The 20,443-nt window shown below is 77.0% G+C and carries 1 protein-coding gene; it reads left to right on the top strand.

The annotated features are described in order from the left end of the window. The first annotated feature begins 7 nt into the window (after window positions 1-7). Window positions 8-20,434 carry a type I polyketide synthase gene (locus tag ACFVYI_RS35790; protein ID WP_387893368.1) on the top strand — a complete coding sequence of 6,809 codons (20,427 nt, stop codon included), beginning with the start codon at window positions 8-10 and terminating at the stop codon, window positions 20,432-20,434. Window positions 20,435-20,443: the final 9 nt, after the last annotated feature.

The following is a 20,443-nucleotide window of genomic DNA, read 5'->3' as shown; positions in this document are numbered from 1 at the left end:
CACCAGCATGGCGGACAAAGAGAAACTCAGCTATTACCTCAAGCGCGTCACCAACGATCTGCAGGACACCCGCAGGCAATTGCGGGAAATGCAGGAGGAACGGCGTGAGCCGATAGCCGTCGTCGGCATCGGCTGCCGATTCCCCGGCGGCGTTTCGTCGCCGGAGGACCTCTGGCGGCTGCTCGTGTCCGGCGGGAACGCCGTGGCCGATTTCCCCGCCGACCGCGGCTGGGACCTGGAGACGCTGTTCGACCCGGACCCGGACCGGCGGGGAACCAGCTACACCCGCCGCGGCGCCTTCCTCGCCGACGCCGCCGACTTCGACGCCGAGTTCTTCGGGATCTCGCCGCGCGAGGCGCTGGCGATGGACCCGCAGCAACGCCACCTGCTGGAGGTCGCCTGGGAGACCCTGGAACGGGCCGGCATCGACCCCGCGACCCTGCGCGGCAGCCGGACCGGCGTCTTCGCCGGCACCAACGGGCAGGACTACGTACGCCTGCTGATGACCTCGCTGGAGTCCGAGGCGCTGGAGGGCCACCGCCTCACCGGCAACACCGCCAGCGTGCTCTCCGGCCGGCTGTCGTACACGCTCGGCCTGGAGGGCCCGGCGGTCACCGTCGACACCGCCTGCTCGGCCTCGCTGGTGGCGCTCCACCTGGCCGTGCAGTCGCTGCGGCAGGGGGAGTGCTCCCTCGCCCTCGCCGGCGGCGCGACGGTGATGTCGACACCGGGCGCCTTCATCGAGTTCAGCCGGCAGCGCGGCATGGCGCCGGACGGGCTGTGCAAGCCCTTCGCGGACGCGGCGGACGGCACCGGCTGGGGCGAGGGCGTCGGCCTGCTCCTGCTGGAGCGGCTGTCGGACGCGGTGGCCAACGGCCACCGGGTGCTGGCGGTGGTGCGCGGCAGCGCCGTGAACCAGGACGGCGCCAGCAACGGCCTGACCGCGCCGAACGGCCCCTCGCAGGAACGCGTGATCCTCGAAGCCCTCGACAACGCCGGGCTCACCCCCGACGAGGTCGACGCCGTCGAGGCGCACGGCACCGGCACCACCCTGGGCGACCCGATCGAGGCCAACGCCGTCCTCGCCACCTACGGCCGCCACCACACGGCGCAGCGGCCGCTGCTCCTGGGCTCGGTCAAGTCCAACCTCGGCCACACCCAGGCCGCCGCGGGCGTCGCCGGCGTCATCAAGGCGATCCTGGCGGTCCAGCACGCGGTGATGCCGCCCACCCTCAACGTCGACCGGCCGACCACCCACGTCGACTGGTCCGCCGGATCCGTCCGGCTGCCGACCGAGCCGACGCAGTGGCCCGTCACGGACCGCCCCCGCCGGGTCGGCGTCTCCTCGTTCGGGGTCAGCGGCACCAACGCGCACGTGATCGTGGAGCAGCCGCCCGCCGCCGAGCAGCCGCCCGCCGCCGAGCAGCCGCCCGCCGCCGAGCCGGCGCCCGCCGCCGCGGCCGCGGGGCCGCTCACCCACGGCACCCTGCCGCTGCCGGTGTCCGGCCACACCCCGCAGGCGCTGCGCGCGCAGGCCGGCCGGCTCCTGGCCCACCTGGACGAGCACCCGCAGGCCGACCTCCTGGACCTCGCCCACGCGCTGGCCACCGGCCGCGCCGCACTGCCCTTCCGGGCCGCCGTCGTCGCCGCCGACCGCGAGGGCGCGCTGCACGGCCTCGGCGCGCTGGCCCGGGGCGCGGCCTCCCCGCACCTGCTCGGCGGCACGGCCCGGGTCAAGGGCGGGCGGACCGCCTTCCTGTTCGGCGGCCAGGGCGCGCAGCGGACCGGCATGGGGCGCGAACTCCACGACCGAGTACCGGAGTTCGCCGCCGCCCTGGACGCCGTCGGCGCGGTCCTCGACCCGCTCCTGGGGCGGCCGGTGCGCGACGTGATGTTCGGCGACGAGGGGCTGCTGGACGCCACCCGCTACGCGCAACCCGCCCTGTTCGCCCTCGAAGTGGCGCAGTTCCGGCTCTGGCAGAGCTGGGGCGTGCGGCCGGACTACCTCCTCGGGCACTCCGTCGGCGAGGTCGCCGCCGCGCACCTGGCCGGCGTGCTGTCCCTGGAGGACGCCTGCGCCCTCGTCACGGCCCGCGGCCGGCTCATGCAGGCGATGGCGCCGGGCGTCATGGTGTCCGTGGCCGCCTCCGAGGCGGAGGTGGCACCGCTGCTCACCGACCGGGTCGCCGTCGCGGCGGTCAACGGCCCCGCCTCCGTGGTCCTCTCGGGCGACGAGGACGCGGTGTCGGCCGTGCTGTCGGCGGTGCGGGCGGCCCTGGGGGAGCGCCGGTCCAAGCGGCTCACCACGAGCCACGCGTTCCACTCGCCGTCCATGGAGCCGATGCTGGGCCAGTTCCGCGCCGTCGTGGAGCGGCTGACGTTCCACCCGCCGCGGATCCCGGTCGTCTCCAACGTCACCGGACGGGTCGCCGCGGCCGACGAGATCGCGATGCCCGGGTACTGGGTGCGCCACGTCCGCGAACCGGTCCGCTTCCACGACGGGATGGCGGACCTGCTCGCCCGCGGGGTGACCACGTTCCTCGAACTGGGCCCGGGCGGTGTGCTCACCGGGCTCGGCCGCGACAGCGTGCCCGCGGACCGCACCGACGTGCTCCTGACGCCCGCGCTGCGCCACGGCAAGGAGGAGGTCTCCACCACCCTGACCGCGCTGGCCGGCGCCCACGCCAACGGCACCTCCGTCGACTGGCCGGCGGTGTTCGCCGGCAGCGGGGCCGCCCCGGCCGAGCTGCCGACGTACGCGTTCCAGCGCGAGCGCCACTGGCTGAAGAACCCGTTCTCCGCCACCGGCGACGTCACCCGGGTCGGCATCGGCACGGCGAACCACCCGCTGCTCGGCGCGGCCGTCTCGCTCGCGGACGGCGACGGCCTGCTGCTGACCGGCCTGCTGTCCCGGCAGAGCCACCCCTGGCTCGCCGCACCCGCCGACGGCGTGCCCCGCCTCGCCGCCGCCCTGCTGGAGCTGGCGCTGCACGCGGGGAGCCAGGTCGGCTGCGGCCGCGTCGCCGAGCTCACCGTGGACGAGCCGCTGACCCTGCCGGAACGCGGCGGCGTCGTGGTCCAGGTCCGGGTGGGCGCGCCGGACGACGCCGGCGGCCGCGCCCTCACCGTCCACGCGCGCGAGAACCACGACGACGCCCCGTGGACCAGGCACGCCACCGGCGTCCTGGAGCGCGGCGGCCCGACGCCGCCCACCGCGACCGATCGCGGCCGCCCGGGCGAGGGCGCCGAGGCGATCGACCTCGCCGCACTGCGCGCCGGGCACCCCGCCTCCGGCGGCGCGGAGCTGCTCGCCGCGTGGCGCGGCGGCGACACCGTGTACGCCGAACTGGGGGCGCCCGCCGACGCGTCGGCCGGCGCCGACCGCTTCGGCCTGCACCCCGCCCTCCTGGCCGCCGTCGCCGAGGCGGCCGGGGTCCTGCTGCCGCCGGTGACCGACCACCGGCTCCGGTGGCTGCCCACCCGCTGGTCCGGGGTCGAACTGCACGCGGCCGGCGCCGCCGCGGCGCGGGCCGAGCTCACCCTGACCGGCGAGCGCACGGTGTCCCTCGTCCTGGTCGACGAGGACGGCCGCACCCTCGCCCGGGCCGCCGCGGTGACCTTCCACGAGACGGCGGTGCGCGGGCGGCACGGCGACGCCCTGTTCCGGATCGCCTGGGACGAGGTGACCCTCGCCCACGGGGACGCCCCCGCCGAGGGGTGGGCGGTGCTCGGCGACGCCGAGGCCGCCGCCCGGTTCGCCGACGCGACGCCGTACGCCGACCTCGCGGCACTGTCCCTGGCCGTGCGGGCCGGCGCGCCGGCGCCCGCCGTCGTCCTCGCGCCGGTGCCGCCCGGCGGCCCCGGTGCCCTCGGCGAGGAGGTGCGCGCCGCGCTGCGGGGCGTCCTCGCGCTGGCCCGGGAGTGGCTCGCCGACGAGGCCTTCGCGGCCTCCCGCCTCGTGGTGGTGACCGAAGGCGCCGTGACCACGGTGCCGGACGCCCGGCCGGACGACCTGGCCACCGCCCCGGTCTGGGGGCTCGTCCGCTCCGCCCAGTCCGAGCACCCCGACCGCTTCCTGCTGCTCGACGTGGACGGCACGGTCGCCTCGTACCGCTCGGTCGTCCCGGCGCTCGCCGGCGGCGAGCCGCAGCTGGCGCTGCGCGCGGGCACCCCCCACGCACCGCGGCTGGCCCGGCTCCAGCAGCCCGCCGAGCCCGCCGAGCCCGCCGAGCGGCACTTCGACCCCGAGGGGACCGTCCTGGTCACCGGCGCCACCAGCGGCGTCGGCCGGCTCGTCGCCCGCCACCTGGCGCAGCGGCACGGCGTGCGGCACCTGCTGCTGCTCAGCCGGCGGGGGGCGGCCGCCGACGGCGCCGAGGAGCTGCGCGCCGAACTGGCCGAGCTGGGCGCCGAGGCGACCCTCGCCGCCTGCGACGTGGGCGACCGCGAGCAGTTGGCGGCCTGCCTGGCCGCCGTCCCGGCCGCGCACCCGCTCACGGCCGTGGTGCACAGCGCCGGTGTCGTGCAGGACGGGCTGATCGGCTCGCTCACCGAGGAGCAGGTGGACCGGGTGCTGCGGCCCAAGGTCGACGCGGTGCTCCACCTCGACGACCTCACCCGCGACCTCGACCTCGCCGCCTTCGTGGTGTTCTCCTCGGCCGCCGCCACCATCGGCGCCGGAGGCCAGGGCAACTACGCGGCGGCGAACACCTTCCTCGACGCGTTCGCCGCCCACCGCCGGGCGCAGGGCCTGCCGATGGTCTCCGTGCAGTGGGGGCTGTGGGAAGAGCGCAGCGGCATGACCGAGCAGCTCGGCGAGGCCCACCACACGCGGGCCAGGAGCGCGGGCATCATCCCGATGCCCACCGAGCAGGGCCTCGCCCTGTTCGACGCGGTGCTCGACGTCGACCGCCCCGTCGTGGTGGCCGCACCGGTGGACCTGGAGGCCTGGCGGGCGCGGGCGGCGTCCGGCACCGTGCCGCCCCTGCTGCACGGCCTGGTCCCGCCCCTCGCGCGCGGCGCGGCCGCCGACGGCCGCCAGGACGCCGGGGCACTGCTGGACGTGGCCGCGCTGTCGGACGCGGAGCGCGCCAGGACACTGCTGAACCTGGTCCGCACGCACGCCGCCGCGGTGCTCGGCCACACCTCCGCCGAACCGGCCGGAGCCGACCGCCTCTTCAGCGAGCTGGGCATCGACTCCCTGACCGCGGTGGAACTGCGCAACCGGCTCACCCACGCGACCGGGCTCCGGCTGCCGGCCACGCTCGTGTTCGACTGCCCGACCCCGGCCGAGCTGGCCCGGTTCCTCGACGAGGAGCTGGCCGCCGCGGCGGGCGCGCAGCCGCGGCGGGCGGTACCGGCCGCGGTCGCGCGGACCGGGGCGTCGGACGAGCCGATCGCGATCGTGGGGATGGCCTGCCGCTTCCCCGGCGGGGTGCGCTCGCCGGAGGACCTCTGGCGGCTCGTCGCGGAGGGCGGCGAGGGCATCGGCGCCTTCCCCGCCGACCGCGGCTGGGACCTCGAACAACTGCTCGGCGACGGCCGGTCGAGCGTCGGCAACGGCGGATTCCTGTCCGACGCCGCCGACTTCGACGCGGAGTTCTTCGGGATCTCCCCGCGCGAGGCGCTGGCGATGGACCCGCAGCAGCGGCTGCTGCTGGAGACCTCCTGGGAGGCCTTCGAACGGGCCGGGATCGACCCGGCCACGCTGCGCGGCAGCGACACCGGCGTCTTCGCCGGCACCAACGGGCAGGACTACGCCCTGCTCCTGCAGGACCTCCCGGAGGAGCTGGAGGGCTTCGTCGGCACCGGCAACGGCGGCGCCGTCTTCTCGGGCCGCCTCTCCTACACCTTCGGTCTCGAAGGCCCGGCGGTCACGGTGGACACGGCGTGCTCGGCCTCGCTGGTGGCGCTGCACCTGGCCGTGCAGTCGCTGCGCTCGGGCGAGAGCTCGCTGGCGCTGGTCGGCGGTGCGACGGTGATGTCGACGCCCATGCAGTTCGTGGAGTTCAGCCGTCAGGGCGGGCTCTCGCACGACGGGCGCTGCAAGGCGTTCGCGGCCGCGGCGGACGGCACGGGCTGGTCCGAGGGCGTCGGCATGCTGCTGGTCGAGCGGCTGTCCGACGCCCGGCGCAACGGGCACCGGGTGCTCGCCGTGGTGCGCGGCAGCGCGGTGAACCAGGACGGCGCCTCCAACGGTCTGACCGCGCCCAACGGCCCGTCGCAGCAGAGGGTGATCCGCCAGGCGCTCGCGAACGCCCGGCTGACCGCCGCCGAGGTCGACGCCGTCGAGGCGCACGGCACGGGCACCACGCTGGGCGACCCGATCGAGGCCCAGGCCCTGCTCGCCACCTACGGCCAGGACCGGGACCAGCCCCTGTGGCTGGGCTCGGTGAAGTCGAACCTCGGCCACACCCAGGCCGCCGCCGGTGTCGCCGGCGTCATCAAGATGGTGATGGCGCTGCGTCACGGCGTGCTGCCCGCCACGCTGCACGTGGACGAGCCCTCGCCCCACATCGACTGGTCCGCCGGTGCGGTGCGCCTGCTGACCGAGCGGACGGCCTGGCCCGAGGCGGAGCGTCCGCGCCGGGCGGGCGTCTCCTCCTTCGGCGTCAGCGGCACCAACGCCCACGTCATCCTCGAAGCCGCGGTCGAAGCACCGGAGGAGACCGCGCCCGAGGCCGCCGCCGGCCCCGGGCCGGTGCTGCCCTGGGTGCTCTCCGCCGCCACCGACCGGGCGCTGCGCGAGCAGGCCGCCCGGCTGCTGGCCCGGTTCGACGGTGGGACGGCCCCCACCGCCGACCTGGCGTACTCCCTCGCCACCACCCGGTCGGCATTGCGCCACCGCGCCGTCCTCGTCCCGCGGGACGTCGCGGACCTGCCGGAGCTCCTGCGGGCACTGGCCGAGGACCGACCGGCCGCGGGCACCGTCCTCGGCACGGTCGCCACCGACCCGCAGATCGCGTTCGTCTTCCCCGGCCAGGGGTCGCAGTGGATCGGCATGGCGCGGGAACTCCTGGACTCCGCACCGGTGTTCGCCGAGCGGATGGGCGCCTGCGCGGCCGCGATCGAACCCTTCGTCGACTGGTCGCTCCTGGACGTCGTCCGGGGCGAGCCGGACGCCCCCGGCCTGGACCGCGTCGACGTGGTCCAGCCGGTGCTGTTCGCGGTCATGGTCTCGCTCGCCGAACTGTGGCGGGCGCACGGCGTCGAACCGGACGCCGTCCTCGGACACAGCCAGGGTGAGATCGCCGCCGCCCACGTCGCGGGCGGACTCTCGCTCTCCGACGCCGCGCGCGTGGTGACCCTGCGCAGCCAGGCCCTGACCGCGCTGTCGGGCCGGGGCGGCATGGTCTGGGTGCCCGAAGCCCCCGAGCGGGTCACCGAACGGCTCCGGACCTGGGACGGACAGCTGGCGGTCGCCGCCGTCAACGGCCCGACCGCCGTGGTGGTGTCCGGCGAGAGCACCGCCCTGGAGGCGTTCCTGGCGGCCTGCCTCGCCGACGGCGTACGGGCGAAGCGGATCGACGTCGACTACGCCTCGCACTCCCCGCAGGTCGAGGAGATCCGGGAGCGGCTCGCCGAGGCCCTCGCCCCGATCCGGCCGCGCTCCGGCCGCACGCCGTTCTACTCCTCCGTGACCGGCGAACTGCTGGACACGGCCCGGCTGGACGCCGCCTACTGGTACGAGAACCTGCGCCGCACCGTCGACTTCGAGCGGGTGACCAGGCAGGCCGTCGAGCACGGGCACACCGTGTTCGTCGAGGTCAGCCCGCACCCCGTGCTCACCCCCGCCGTGCAGGAGACCGCCGACGCACTGGAGCGGACGGTCTCCGCGCTCGGCACCCTGCACCGGGACGAGGGCGGCCCGGACCGCTTCCTGACGGCCCTGGCCGAGGCCCACGTCCGCGGCGTCGCGGTGGACTGGCGGCCGGTGTTCCCCGCCGCCCGCCCGGTCGACCTGCCGACGTACGCGTTCCAGCGGCGCCGGTTCTGGCCCGACGACTACCTGGCCCGCGCGGGCGACGCCTCCGGCCTCGGCCTGGCCGACGCCGGGCACCCGCTGCTCGGCGCCGTCGTCACACCGGCCGGGTCCGACACCTGCCTGCTCACCGGGCGGCTGTCCACCCGGACCCATCCGTGGCTGGCCGACCACCGCGTGCAGGACACCGTCGTGCTGCCCGGCACCGCCTACGTCGACCTGGCGATCCGCGCCGGCGACGAGGTGGGCTGCCCGCAGATCGAGGAACTCACGCTCCACGCCCCGCTCGTGGTACCGCCGCACCGGGACGTCCACCTCCAGGTGACCGTCGCCGCCGCGGACCCGCAGGGCCGCCGCGAACTCACCGTCCACGCCCGCCCGGACGGCGCGGACTGGACCAGGCACGCCACCGGCGTGCTCGGCCCCGAGCAGCCGCAGCCCGCGCGCGGACAGCTCCCGGACACCCCGGCCGCGTGGCCGCCGCCCGGCGCCGTCCCGGTGCCCCTGGACGGCTTCTACCCGCGCTTCGCGCAGTCCGGGCTGGGCTACGGCCCGGCCTTCCAGGGGCTGCGCGCCGCCTGGCTGGACGGCCCCGACGTCCTCGCCGAGGTCCGACTGCCCGAGGAACAGCGCACCGCGGCAGGCCGGTTCGGCCTGCACCCCGCGCTCCTCGACGCGGCCCTGCACGCGCTCGCCGTCGACACCGGACGGACCGGGGACGCGGCGCCGCGGCTGCCGTTCTCCTGGACGGACGTCACCCTGCACGCCACCGGCGCCGCCGCCGTGCGGGTCCGGCTCTCCCCGACCGGGGCGGACACCGTGGCGCTGCTGGTCACCGACGAGACGGGGGAGCCCGTCGCCACCGTCGGCGCCCTGGCGGTCCGGCCGCTGACCGCGGCGCAGCCCGTCACCCGGAGCCCGCTGCACGGCCTCGACTGGGCCGAGGCACCCGCCCCGGCCACGACGGGCGCCGTCCGGACGGCCGAGCTCGGCGACCCGGGCCTGCGACTCGACCCGGACGGCGAGCACCACGCCGACCTGGCGGCGCTGCTCGCCGCCCTCGACGCGGGCGCGGACCGCCCCGACGCCGTGTTCGCCGCGCTCCCGGCGCCGGCGCCGGGCGAGGACGTCGTCCGGGCCGCCCACACGATCGCGCGGACCACCCTGGAGCTGCTGCACGGCTGGCTCGCCGACGACCGGCTCGCCGACAGCCGGCTGGTACTGGTGACCCGGGGCGCCGTCGGCGAGTCGCCCACCGGCCCGGCGGGCGCCACCGCCTGGGGGCTGGTGCGCTCCGCCCAGTCGGAGCACCCCGGCGTGTTCGGCCTCCTCGACACCGACGGATCCGCCGTACCGCACGAGGCGCTCGCCCTCGCCGCGGCCGGCGACGAACCGCAACTGCGCTGGCACGGCGGTGGGCTGCGGGTGCCGCGACTGGCGCGGCTGGGAGCGGAGGCCGGGTCCGAGGGGTCGGTGTTCGATCCCGAGGGCACGGTGGTGATCACCGGTGGTACGGGTGTGCTGGGGCGGTTGGTGGCGCGGCACCTGGTCGAGGTGCACGGGGTGCGGCACCTGCTGCTGCTGAGCCGCAGTGGCGGCGAGGCCCCGGAGCTGGCGGCCGAGGTGCGGGTGCTGGCCTGTGACGTGGCGGTGCGCGAGGAGGTGGCGCGGGCGCTGGCCACCGTGGCGGCGGAGCACCCGGTCCGCGCGGTCGTCCACGCGGCCGGCGTGCTCGACGACGCCCTGATCGGCTCCCTCACCCCGCAGCGGGTGGCCGAGGTGCTGCGCCCCAAGGTCGACGCGGCCTGGCACCTGCACGAGCTGACCCGCGATCTGGACCTCACCGCGTTCGTCCTGTTCTCCTCGGCGGCCGGCACCCTGGGCAGCGCCGGCCAGGGCAACTACGCGGCGGGCAACGTCTTCCTGGACACCCTCGCCGCGCACCGCCGGGCCCGGGGCCTGCCGGCGCACGCGCTGGCCTGGGGCCTGTGGGCGGACCGCTCCGCCCTCACCGGGCGGCTCGACGGCCACGACCTCGACCGCGTCTCCCGCAGCGGCATCCGCCCGCTGTCCGCGGCCGAGGGCCTGGCGATGTTCGACGAGGCGCTGCGGCGCGACGAGCCGCTCGTCCTGCCGGTCGCCTTCACGGCCGCCGGGCTCGGCGGCCGCGCCCAGGCCGTACCACCGCTGCTGCGCGGACTGGTCCGCACCCCGCAGCGCCGGACGGCCGACACCGCGGCCGAGGGCGGCGAGACGCTGCGGGGCCGGCTCGCCGGCCTGGGCGAGCGGGACCGCCACGAGACCGTCCTGGACCTGGTGCGCGCCCACACGGGCATCGTCCTCGGCCAAGGCGCCGGGGGCGAGGTCTCCGCCGAACGGGCCTTCAAGGACCTGGGGTTCAGCTCACTGTCCGCCGTCGAACTGCGCAACCGGCTCGGCGCGGCCACCGGCCTCAAGCTCCCCGCCACGCTGGTCTTCGACTACCCGAACGTGGCGGCCCTCACCGACTTCCTGCTGACGAGGCTCCTCGGCGACCGGTCCGCGGCGGCCCGGCCGGCGATCACCGCGCCCCGCGCGGCGGCCGACGAACCCCTCGCGATCGTGGGCATGAGCTGCCGCTACCCGGGCGGCGTGCGGTCCCCCGAGGACCTGTGGCGCGTGGTGTCCGGCGGTCTCGACGTCGTCTCCGCCTTCCCGACCGACCGCGGCTGGGACCTGAACCGCCTCTTCGACACCCGCCAGAGCGTCAGGTCCGCCGCGCGCGAAGGCGGATTCCTGTACGACGTCGCCGACTTCGACGCGGAGTTCTTCGGCATCTCGCCGCGTGAGGCGCTGGCGATGGACCCGCAGCAGCGGCTGCTGCTGGAGACCTCCTGGGAGGCCGTCGAGCGGGCCGGGATCGACCCGGCCACGCTGCGCGGCAGCGACACCGGCGTCTTCGCCGGGGTGATGTACCACGACTACGCGGCCCGGCTGCACGACGTCGTCCCCGGCGACCTGGTGGGCTACCTGGGCAACGGCAGCGCGGGCAGCGTCGCCTCCGGCCGGCTCTCCTACACCTTCGGCTTCGAGGGCCCGGCGGTGACGGTGGACACGGCGTGCTCGTCCTCGCTGGTGGCGCTGCATCTCGCGGCGCAGTCGCTGCGCTCGGGCGAGTGCTCGCTCGCGCTGGTCGGCGGGGTGACGGTGATGTCGACACCGGCGGCGTTCGTGGAGTTCAGCCGTCAGGGCGGGCTCTCGCACGACGGGCGCTGCAAGGCGTTCGCGGCCGCGGCGGACGGCACGGGCTGGTCCGAGGGCGCGGGCATGCTGCTGGTCGAGCGGCTGTCCGACGCCCGGCGCAACGGGCACCGGGTGCTCGCCGTGGTGCGCGGCAGCGCGGTGAACCAGGACGGCGCCTCCAACGGTCTGACCGCGCCCAACGGGCCGTCCCAGCAGCGGGTGATCCGCCAGGCACTGGCGAACGCCCGGCTGACCGCCGCCGAGGTCGACGCCGTCGAGGCCCATGGCACCGGCACCACGCTGGGCGACCCGATCGAGGCCCAGGCCCTGCTCGCCACCTACGGCCAGGACCGGCAACAACCCCTCTGGCTGGGCTCGGTGAAGTCGAACCTCGGCCACACCCAGGCCGCCGCCGGTGTCGCCGGCGTCATCAAGATGGTGATGGCGTTGCGCCACGGCGTGCTGCCCGCCACGCTCCACGTGGACGAGCCCTCGCCCCACATCGACTGGTCCGCCGGCGCGGTGCGCCTGCTGACCGAGCGGACGGCCTGGCCCGAGGCGGGCCGACCGCGCCGGGCGGGCGTCTCCTCCTTCGGCGTCAGCGGCACCAACGCCCACGTCATCCTCGAAGCCGCGAGCGACCCGGCGGCGGACCCCCGGCCCGGGACCGGCCCCGGCCCCGTCGTCCCCTGGTTCCTCTCGGCCCGCGGCCCCGCCGCGCTCCGGGCCCGCGCCGCCCAACTGGTGGCCGGCACCGGGCACGACCCGGTGGACGTCGCCTACTCCCTGGCCACCACCCGCACGGCCCTGGAGCACCGGGCGGCCGTCGTCGCCCCGGACGGCGGGGCACCGGCCGCGGCCCTGACCGCGCTCGCCACCGGCGACCGCGCACCGGGCGTCGTCACCGGGACGGTCGTCCCCGACAACCGGCTCGCGTACCTGTTCTCCGGACAGGGCGCCCAGTACGCCGGCATGGGCCAAGCGCTCCACGCCGCGTACCCGGCCTTCGCCCGGGCCTTCGACGCGGTCTGCGAGCGGTTCGACGCCCACCTGGAGGCGCCGCTGCGTGCGGTCGTCCTCGACGGCGCCGCCTCGCTCGACGAGACCGGCTGGACCCAGCCGGCCCTGTTCGCCGTGGAGGTCGCGCTCGCCCGGCTCTTCGAGCACTGGGGCATCAGGCCCGACCGGCTGATCGGCCACTCCGTCGGTGAGATCGCCGCGGCCCACATCGCCGGCGTGTTCACCCTGGAGGACGCCTGCACGCTGGTCGCCGCGCGTGCCCGCCTCATGCAGCGACTCCCCGCCGGCGGGGCGATGGTGTCGGTGCGGGCCACACCGGAGGAGGTGCTGGCCTCGCTGTCCGGGTCGGAGCACCTGGCCGGCATCGCCGCCGTCAACGGGCCGTCCGCCACCGTCCTGTCGGGCGACGCCGAAACCGTCGACCGGCTCGCCCGGCACTGGGCCGAGCAGGGCCGCAAGACCAGGAAGCTGGCCGTCAGCCACGCGTTCCACTCGCCGCTGATGGATCCGGTGCTCCGGGAGTTCGAGCAGGTCGTCCGGGGGCTGCGCCCCGCGCCGCCCACGATCCCGCTGGTGTCCACGGTGACCGGCGAGACCCTCACCGCCGAGCAGGCCTGCTCGACGCAGTACTGGGTCGACCACATCCGGTCGACCGTGCGGTACCTCGACGGCGTGCGGACCCTGGACCGGCTCGGGGTGACGACCTACCTCGAACTGGGGCCCGGCGGCGTCCTGACCCCGATGACGCGGGACTGCCTCGCGGACCGCGCCGACGACGCCGCCGTCCTGCCCACCCTGCGCACCGACCGGGACGAGGTCGGCGCCGTCCTCTCGGCCCTCGCCGCCCTGTACGTCCGGGGCACCGAGCCGGACCACACGGCGCTGTTCGCCGGTACCGGCGCGCGCCGCGTGGAACTGCCCACCTACCCGTTCCAGCGCCGGCGGTACTGGCTGGACCCGGCCGAGCCGCCCGCACCCGGGGCCGACGCGGCCGACAGCGAGTTCTGGGCGGCGGTGGAGCGCTCCGACGTCGAAGCCCTCGCCGGGACACTGCTGGTCGACGCGGACGCGCTCGCCCCGGTCGTCCCCGCGCTCGGCTCGTGGCGCCGGCGCCGGACGGACCTCCACGCGGTCGACGCCCTGCGCTACCGGGAGTCCTGGCGCCCGCTGCCCGAACCGGCACCGGCCGTCCTGACCGGGACCTGGCTGGTCGTCGGCCCCGAGGACGGACCGGTCGCGGCCGGGGTCGCCGAGGCGCTGGCGGCCCACGGCGCGCTGGTCCGCACCCTGCCGCTCGACGACCTCGCGGCCCGGCTGCGCGAGGTGGCGGCGGACGGTGACCCGGTCGCCGGGGTGGTCTCCCTGACCGCGCTCGACGACCGGCCGTCGGCGGGACACCCGCAGGTGCCGGCCGGCGTCGAAGCGACCCTGACACTGCTCGCCGCCCTCGCCGGGGCGCGGCTCCGGGCGCCGCTGTGGTGCCTGACCCGGGGCGCCGTGTCCACCCACGCCGGGGACGGGCCCGTCACCCCCGCCCAGAGCCAGCTGTGGGGCCTGGGCCGGGTGCTCGCCCTTGAGCATCCCGACCGCTGGGGCGGGCTCGTCGACCTCCCGGAGGAGCTGGACGAGCGCGCCCGCACCCGCCTGGCCGGCGTGCTCGCGAGCCGCGCCGAGGACCAGGTCGCACTGCGGCCGGCCGCGGTGTCCGCCCGCCGGGTGCTCCGCGCGCTGCCCCGGGACGGCGAACGCCGCCCGTGGACCCCGCGCGGCACCGTGCTGATCACCGGCGGCAGCGGAGCCCTCGCCGGGCAGGTCGCCCGCCACCTCGCGGCACGGGGCGCCGAGCACCTCCTGCTGCTCAGCCGCCGCGGCCCGGACGCACCCGGGGCCGAGGCGCTCACGGCCGAACTCACCGGCCTCGGCGCCGCGGTGACCACCGTCGGCTGCGACGTACGCGACCGCGAGGCGCTCGCCGAGGTGCTCGCGGCCGTGCCGGCGGCCCACCCGCTCACGGCGGTGGTGCACACGGCCGGCGTCAGCGAGGTGCGCGCCGCGGCCGACACCGACCCGGCCCACTACGCCGCCGTCACCGCGGCGAAGGTCGCGGGCGCCGCCCACCTGGACGCGCTGCTCGGCGACCGGCCGCTCGACGCCTTCGTGCTGTTCTCCTCGATCGCCGCCACCTGGGGCGCCGGCGGGCAGGGCGCGTACGCGGCGGGCAACGCCCACCTGGACGCCCTGGCCCGCGACCGGGCGGCGCGCGGCCTCGCCGCGACCTCGATCGCCTGGGGCGCGTGGGACGGCGACGGCATGGCCGACCCGGACGGCCTGACCAGGCGCGGCGTCCTGCCGATGGACCCGGCCCTCGCGCTCGAAGCCATGACGCAGGCGGTGGAGCACGCGGAGACGACGGTCACCGTCGCCGACGTCGACTGGTCCCGGTTCGCCCCGCTGTTCGCCGCGCTCCGCCCGGCCCCGCTCCTCGCGGACCTGCCGGACGCCCGCGAGGCGCTCGCCGGTCCCGGCGCCGGGACACCGCCCCCGGGCGGGCCGGTCGCCGAACTCGCCGGTCTCGCGGGGCTCGCGGCTGCGCAGCGGCGCCGGGTCGTGCTCGATCTGGTCCGGGCCGAGGCGGGCGGAGTGCTCGGCCACACCGAGACCGACGCCGTGGCGGCCGACCGGGCCTTCCAGGACCTCGGCTTCGACTCGCTGACCGCGCTGGAACTGCGCGACCGGCTCACGACGGCCACCGGACTGCGCCTGCCGGCGACGCTGGTCTTCGACTACCCGTCGCCCGCCGCGCTCGCGGACCACCTGACGGCGCTGCTGGCGGGTGACACCGGGCCGGACGGCGACCCGGCCGACGACGGCCCGGCGCACGCCGTGGCCGCGGACGAGCCGATCGCGATCGTGGGCATGGCCTGCCGCTTCCCCGGCGGGGTGCGCACCCCGGACGACCTGTGGCGTCTGGTGCGCGACGGCGGCGACGCGATCTCCGGGTTCCCGGACGACCGCGGCTGGGACCTCGCCGCACTGCACGACCCCGACCCCGAGCGGTCGGGCACCTCCTACACCAGGGAGGGCGGATTCCTCACCGGCGCCGGGGACTTCGACGCCGAGTTCTTCCGGATCAGCCCCCGCGAGGCGCTGGCCATGGACCCGCAGCAGCGGCTGCTGCTGGAGACCTCCTGGGAGGCCGTCGAACGCGCCGGCATCGCCCCCGACGCGCTGCGCGGCAGCCGTACCGGGGTGTTCGTCGGCACGAACGGCCAGGACTACGCGCTGCTGCTGCACGCCGCCGCCGAGGACCTCGGCGGGTACGTGGGCACCGGCAACAGCGCCGCCGCCGTGTCCGGCCGGATCGCCTACACCCTCGGGCTGGAAGGCCCCGCGATCACCGTCGACACCGCCTGCTCCTCCTCCCTGGTGTCGCTGCACCTGGCCTGCAAGGCGCTGCTGCGCTCGGAGTGCTCCCTCGCGCTGGCCGGCGGCGCCGCCGTGATGGCGACCCCGGCGGCCTTCGTCGAGTTCAGCCGCCAGCGCGCCCTGGCACCGGACGGCCGCTGCAAGCCGTTCGCCGACGGGGCGGACGGCACCGGCTGGGGCGAGGGCGTCGGCATGCTCCTGCTGGAGCGGCTGTCCGACGCCCGCCGCAACGGGCACCGGGTGCTCGCCGTCGTGCGGGGCTCCGCCGTCAACCAGGACGGCGCGAGCAGCGGCTTCTCCGCCCCCAACGGCCCCGCCCAGCAGCGGGTCGTGCGCAGCGCCCTGGCCGAGGCCGGGCTCCGCGGCCGGGACGTGGACGCCGTGGAGGCCCACGGTACCGGTACCGCCCTCGGTGACCCGATCGAGGCGCAGGCGCTGCTGGCCACCTACGGGCAGGACCGGGACGCGCGGCGGCCGCTGCTGCTGGGCTCGGTCAAGTCCAACATCGGCCACACCCAGGCCGCCGCCGGCGTGGCCGGGGTGATCAAGATGGTGGAGGCGATGCGCCACGGCGTGCTGCCCGCCACCCTGCACGTCGACGAGCCGACCACCCATGTCGACTGGTCGACGGGAGCGGTGCGGGTGCTGGCCGACGCGGTCGCGTGGCCCGAGACGGGCCGGCCCCGCCGGGCGGGCGTGTCCGCGTTCGGCGTGACCGGGACGAACGCCCACGTGATCCTGGAGCGGACGGTCGAGGCCGAGGCCGGGGCCGCGTCCGACGGAGCCGGCGGCGACGGGCCCCGGACCCTGCCGGTCGTGCCCTGGGTGCTCTCGGCGCGCTCCGAGGGCGCGTTGCGCGACCAGGCCCGCCGGCTGCTGGCCGCCCTCACGGACGGCGCCGCGGACGGCGACCCGGCCATCCCCGCCCCGAGCGCCGTGGACATCGGCCACACCCTGGCGACGGCCCGGGCGGCCCTGGAGCACCGTGCGGTGCTGCTCGGCACCGACCGGGCGGAGCTGCTGCGCGGCCTGGCCGAGGGCCCGACCGTGGCCGGTCGGGCCACGACCGACCCGAGGGTGGTGTTCGTCTTCCCGGGCCAGGGGGCCCAATGGGTCGGCATGGCCGACGCGTTGATGGCCGAGTCGCCGGTCTTCGCCGCCCGGATGCGGGAGTGCGCGGCCGCGCTGAGCCCGTACGTCGCGTGGTCGCTGCTCGATGTGCTCGGGGACGCGGAGGCGCTGACCCGGGTCGACGTGGTGCAGCCCGCGCTGTTCGCCGTGATGGTCTCGCTGGCCGAGGTGTGGCGCTCGCTCGGCGTCGAACCGGCCGCCGTGGTGGGCCATTCGCAGGGCGAGATCGCGGCCGCGTGCGTCGCGGGAGCGCTGTCCCTGCAGGACGCCGCCCGGGTGGTGGCGCTGCGCAGCCGCGCGCTCCTGCGGCTCGCCGGCAGCGGTGGCATGGTGTCGCTGGCCCTGCCCGCCGAGGGCGCCGAGGCGCTGCTGGCGGGCCTGGCCGGTCGGCTGTCCCTGGCGGCGGTCAACGGCCCGTCGACGGTGGTCGTGTCGGGCCCGGGCCAGGCGCTGGAGGAACTGCTCGCCGAGGCCGGCCGGCGGGGCGTGCGGGCCCGCAGGATCGAGGTGGACTACGCCTCCCACTCGGCCGAGGTCGAGCGGGTCCGGGGCGAACTGCTGGACGCCCTGCGGGACATCCGCCCCCGGGCCGCCAGCGTCCCGGTGTACTCCACGGTGACCGGCGAGGCCATGGACACCACGGAGTGGGGGCCCGACTACTGGTACCGCAACCTGCGGGGCACGGTCCGCTTCGACACGGCCGTACGGGCCGCGCTGGCCGCGGGCGCCACCTGCTTCGTCGAGGTCGGCCCGCACCCGGTGCTCTCGGGCAGCGTGCAGGAGACCGTCGACGACGCCGGGCGGGGCGCCGTCGCCCTGGGCACCCTGCGCCGGGACGACGGCGGCACCCGCCGCCTGCTCACCTCCGCCGCCGAGGCGTTCACGCACGGCGTGCCGGTGCGCTGGCCGGAGGTGTTCGAGGAGAGCGGCGCCCGCCCGGCGGACCTGCCGACCTACGCCTTCCAGCACGAGCGGTACTGGCTGCGCGCCGCCGCGCTTCCCACGGGCGCCCCCGACGGACTCGGCCTGGCCGTCCCCGGCCACCCGTTCCTCGGCGCCGCCGTGGAACTCCCCGGTACGGACGGGTACGTGTGCGTCGGCCGGATCACCCGGCACAGCACGCCGTGGCTCGCCGACCACGAGCGCCACGGCGACACGGTGCTGCCGGACGGCGCCTTCGTCGAGCTGGCCCTGCGCGCCGGCGCCGACGTGGGCGCCGACCACCTGCGGGAGTTCGCCGTCGAGGCGCCGCTGGTCCTGGCGGACGACGGCGCCGTGCACCTCCAGGTCGCCGTCGGCGGCCCGGACGGCACCGGCGCCCGCACGGTCACCGTGCACGCGCGGCCGGACGCGGACACCGCCGGCTGGACGCTGCACGCCCGGGGGCTGCTGGCGGCCGCGCCGCGCGGTGGCCCCGCCCCGGCGCGGCCGTGGCCGTCGGCCGGCGCGCCGGAGGTCGAACCGGCCGACCTGTACGACCGGTTCGCCGCCCTCGGGGTGGGGTACGGGCCCGCGTTCCAGGCCCTGCGGTCGGTGTGGCGCTCGGGCGCCGAGGTGTTCGCGGACGTCGCGCTGCCCGAGGACGTCGCCGTGGACGGGTTCGGGACGCACCCCGTCCTGCTGGAGGCGGCGCTCCAGGCCGTCCGGCTCACGGACGCCGGCTCCGGCGTCCTGACGCCGGTGTCGTGGCGCGGGGTGACCTGCCATGCGGTCGGTGCTTCCGCCCTGCGCGTGCGGCTGACGCCCACCGGCTCCGACGCCTACGCGCTGCTGGCGGTGGACGCGGTGGGCGACACCGTCCTGACCGCCGAGGAGATCACCCTGCGGCCGCTGCCCGACGCCCGGCCGGACACCGGCGGAGCGCTGCGGCGCAACGGCCTGTTCCGGCTCGACTGGGTCCCGGTGGCCGCACCTTCCGCCGCCACCGCCGCGCCGGGCGACTGGGCGCTGCTCGGCGACGACGTCGGTGCCCTCGGGCGGGACTTCGCGGACCTCCCGGCCCACCGGGACGTCACGGCCCTGGGTACGGCTCCCGCCGTCCCGGCCGTCGTGCTGGCCCCCTGGGCGCGGCACGACGACGTCCACGCGGCCACCGGGCGGGCGCTGGAGCTGGTGCGGTCGTGGCTGGCCGACGACCGCACCGCCGGAGCCAGGCTCGTCCTGATCACCCGGGGAGCGGTCGCCGCGTCCCCGGAGGAGGACGTGACGGACCTCGCGGGCGCGGCGCTCTGGGGCCTGGTGCGCTCCGCGCAGTCGGAGGAGCCGGACCGGATCGTGCTCGTCGACGTCGCCGAACCGCCGACCAGGGACGTCCTCGCCGCGGCGCTGGCCGGCGGCGAGCCCCAGATCGCCGTCCGCGGCGGTGGGCTGCGGGTGCCGCGACTGGCGCGGCTGGGAGCGGAGGCCGGGTCCGAGGGGTCGGTGTTCGATCCCGAGGGCACGGTGGTGATCACCGGTGGTACGGGTGTGCTGGGGCGGTTGGTGGCGCGGCACCTGGTCGAGGTGCACGGGGTGCGGCACCTGCTGCTGCTGAGCCGCAGTGGCGGCGAGGCCCCGGAGCTGGCGGCCGAGGTGCGGGTGCTGGCCTGTGACGTGGCGGTGCGCGAGGAGGTGGCGCGGGCGCTGGCCACCGTGGCGGCGGAGCACCCGGTCCGCGCGGTCGTCCACGCGGCGGGCGTGCTGGACGACGCCCTGATCGGCTCGCTGACGCCGGACCGGCTCGCCCGGGTACTCCGGCCGAAGGTCGACGGGGCCCGGCACCTGCACGAGCTGACCCGCGATCTGGACCTCACCGCGTTCGTCCTGTTCTCCGCCGCGGCCGGCACCCTGGGCAACCCCGGCCAGGGCAACTACGCGGCCGCCAACGCCTACCTGGACGCCCTGGCCCACCACCGCCGGGCCCGGGGGCTGCCCGCGCGGTCCCTGGCCTGGGGGCTGTGGGCGGAGGCCACCGGCATGACCGGCCACCTCGACACCGCCGAGCTGGCCCGGATCGCCCGCGCCGGCGTGCTCCCGCTCTCCTCGGAGCAGGGCTTGCGGCTGTTCGACCTGGCGAGCGCGACCGATGCCGCGGCCGTGCTGCCGATCCTGCTGGACACGGCCGCGCTGCGGGCCCGGTCCGGCCACGAGCCGTTGCACCCGCTGTTCGGCGGCCTCGTCCGCCGGCCGGTCCGGCGCGCGGCGGGCCCCGTCCCCGAGGAGAGCACGGAATCCCTCGTCGAGCGGCTGGCCAGGACCCCGCAGGACCAGCGCGACCGGGTGGTCTTCGAGCTGGTGCGGTCGGCGACGGCCGCGCTGCTCGGGCACACCGACCCGGAGAAGGTCGAACCGGACCGCACGTTCGTCGAGTTGGGCATGGACTCGCTCGGCTCGGTGCGGCTGCGCAACCAGCTGGCGGCCGTCTCCGGGGTGCGGCTGCCGGCGGGCCTGATCTTCGACCACCCGACGCCCATGGGCCTGGCCGTCCACCTGCGGTCGCTGGTCATGCCGGCGACCGACGACGACGTGCCCGAGGACGTCGCCACCGCACTCCTGGTACTGGAGGAACTCAACAAACTGCCGGGAACCATCGCGACGCTGCCCACCGACAGTGCGCCGCGCGTCCGCATCAACACGCTGCTTCGCACGCTGTCCTCGAAGTGGGGGACCGACTGACATGGGAGG

This window comes from Kitasatospora sp. NPDC058218, from assembly GCF_042882445.1.
Classification (GTDB): Bacteria; Actinomycetota; Actinomycetes; order Streptomycetales; family Streptomycetaceae; genus Kitasatospora.
The sequence above is the reverse complement of the archived record's forward strand: the minus strand, read 5'-3'. Positions and strand labels throughout refer to the sequence as shown.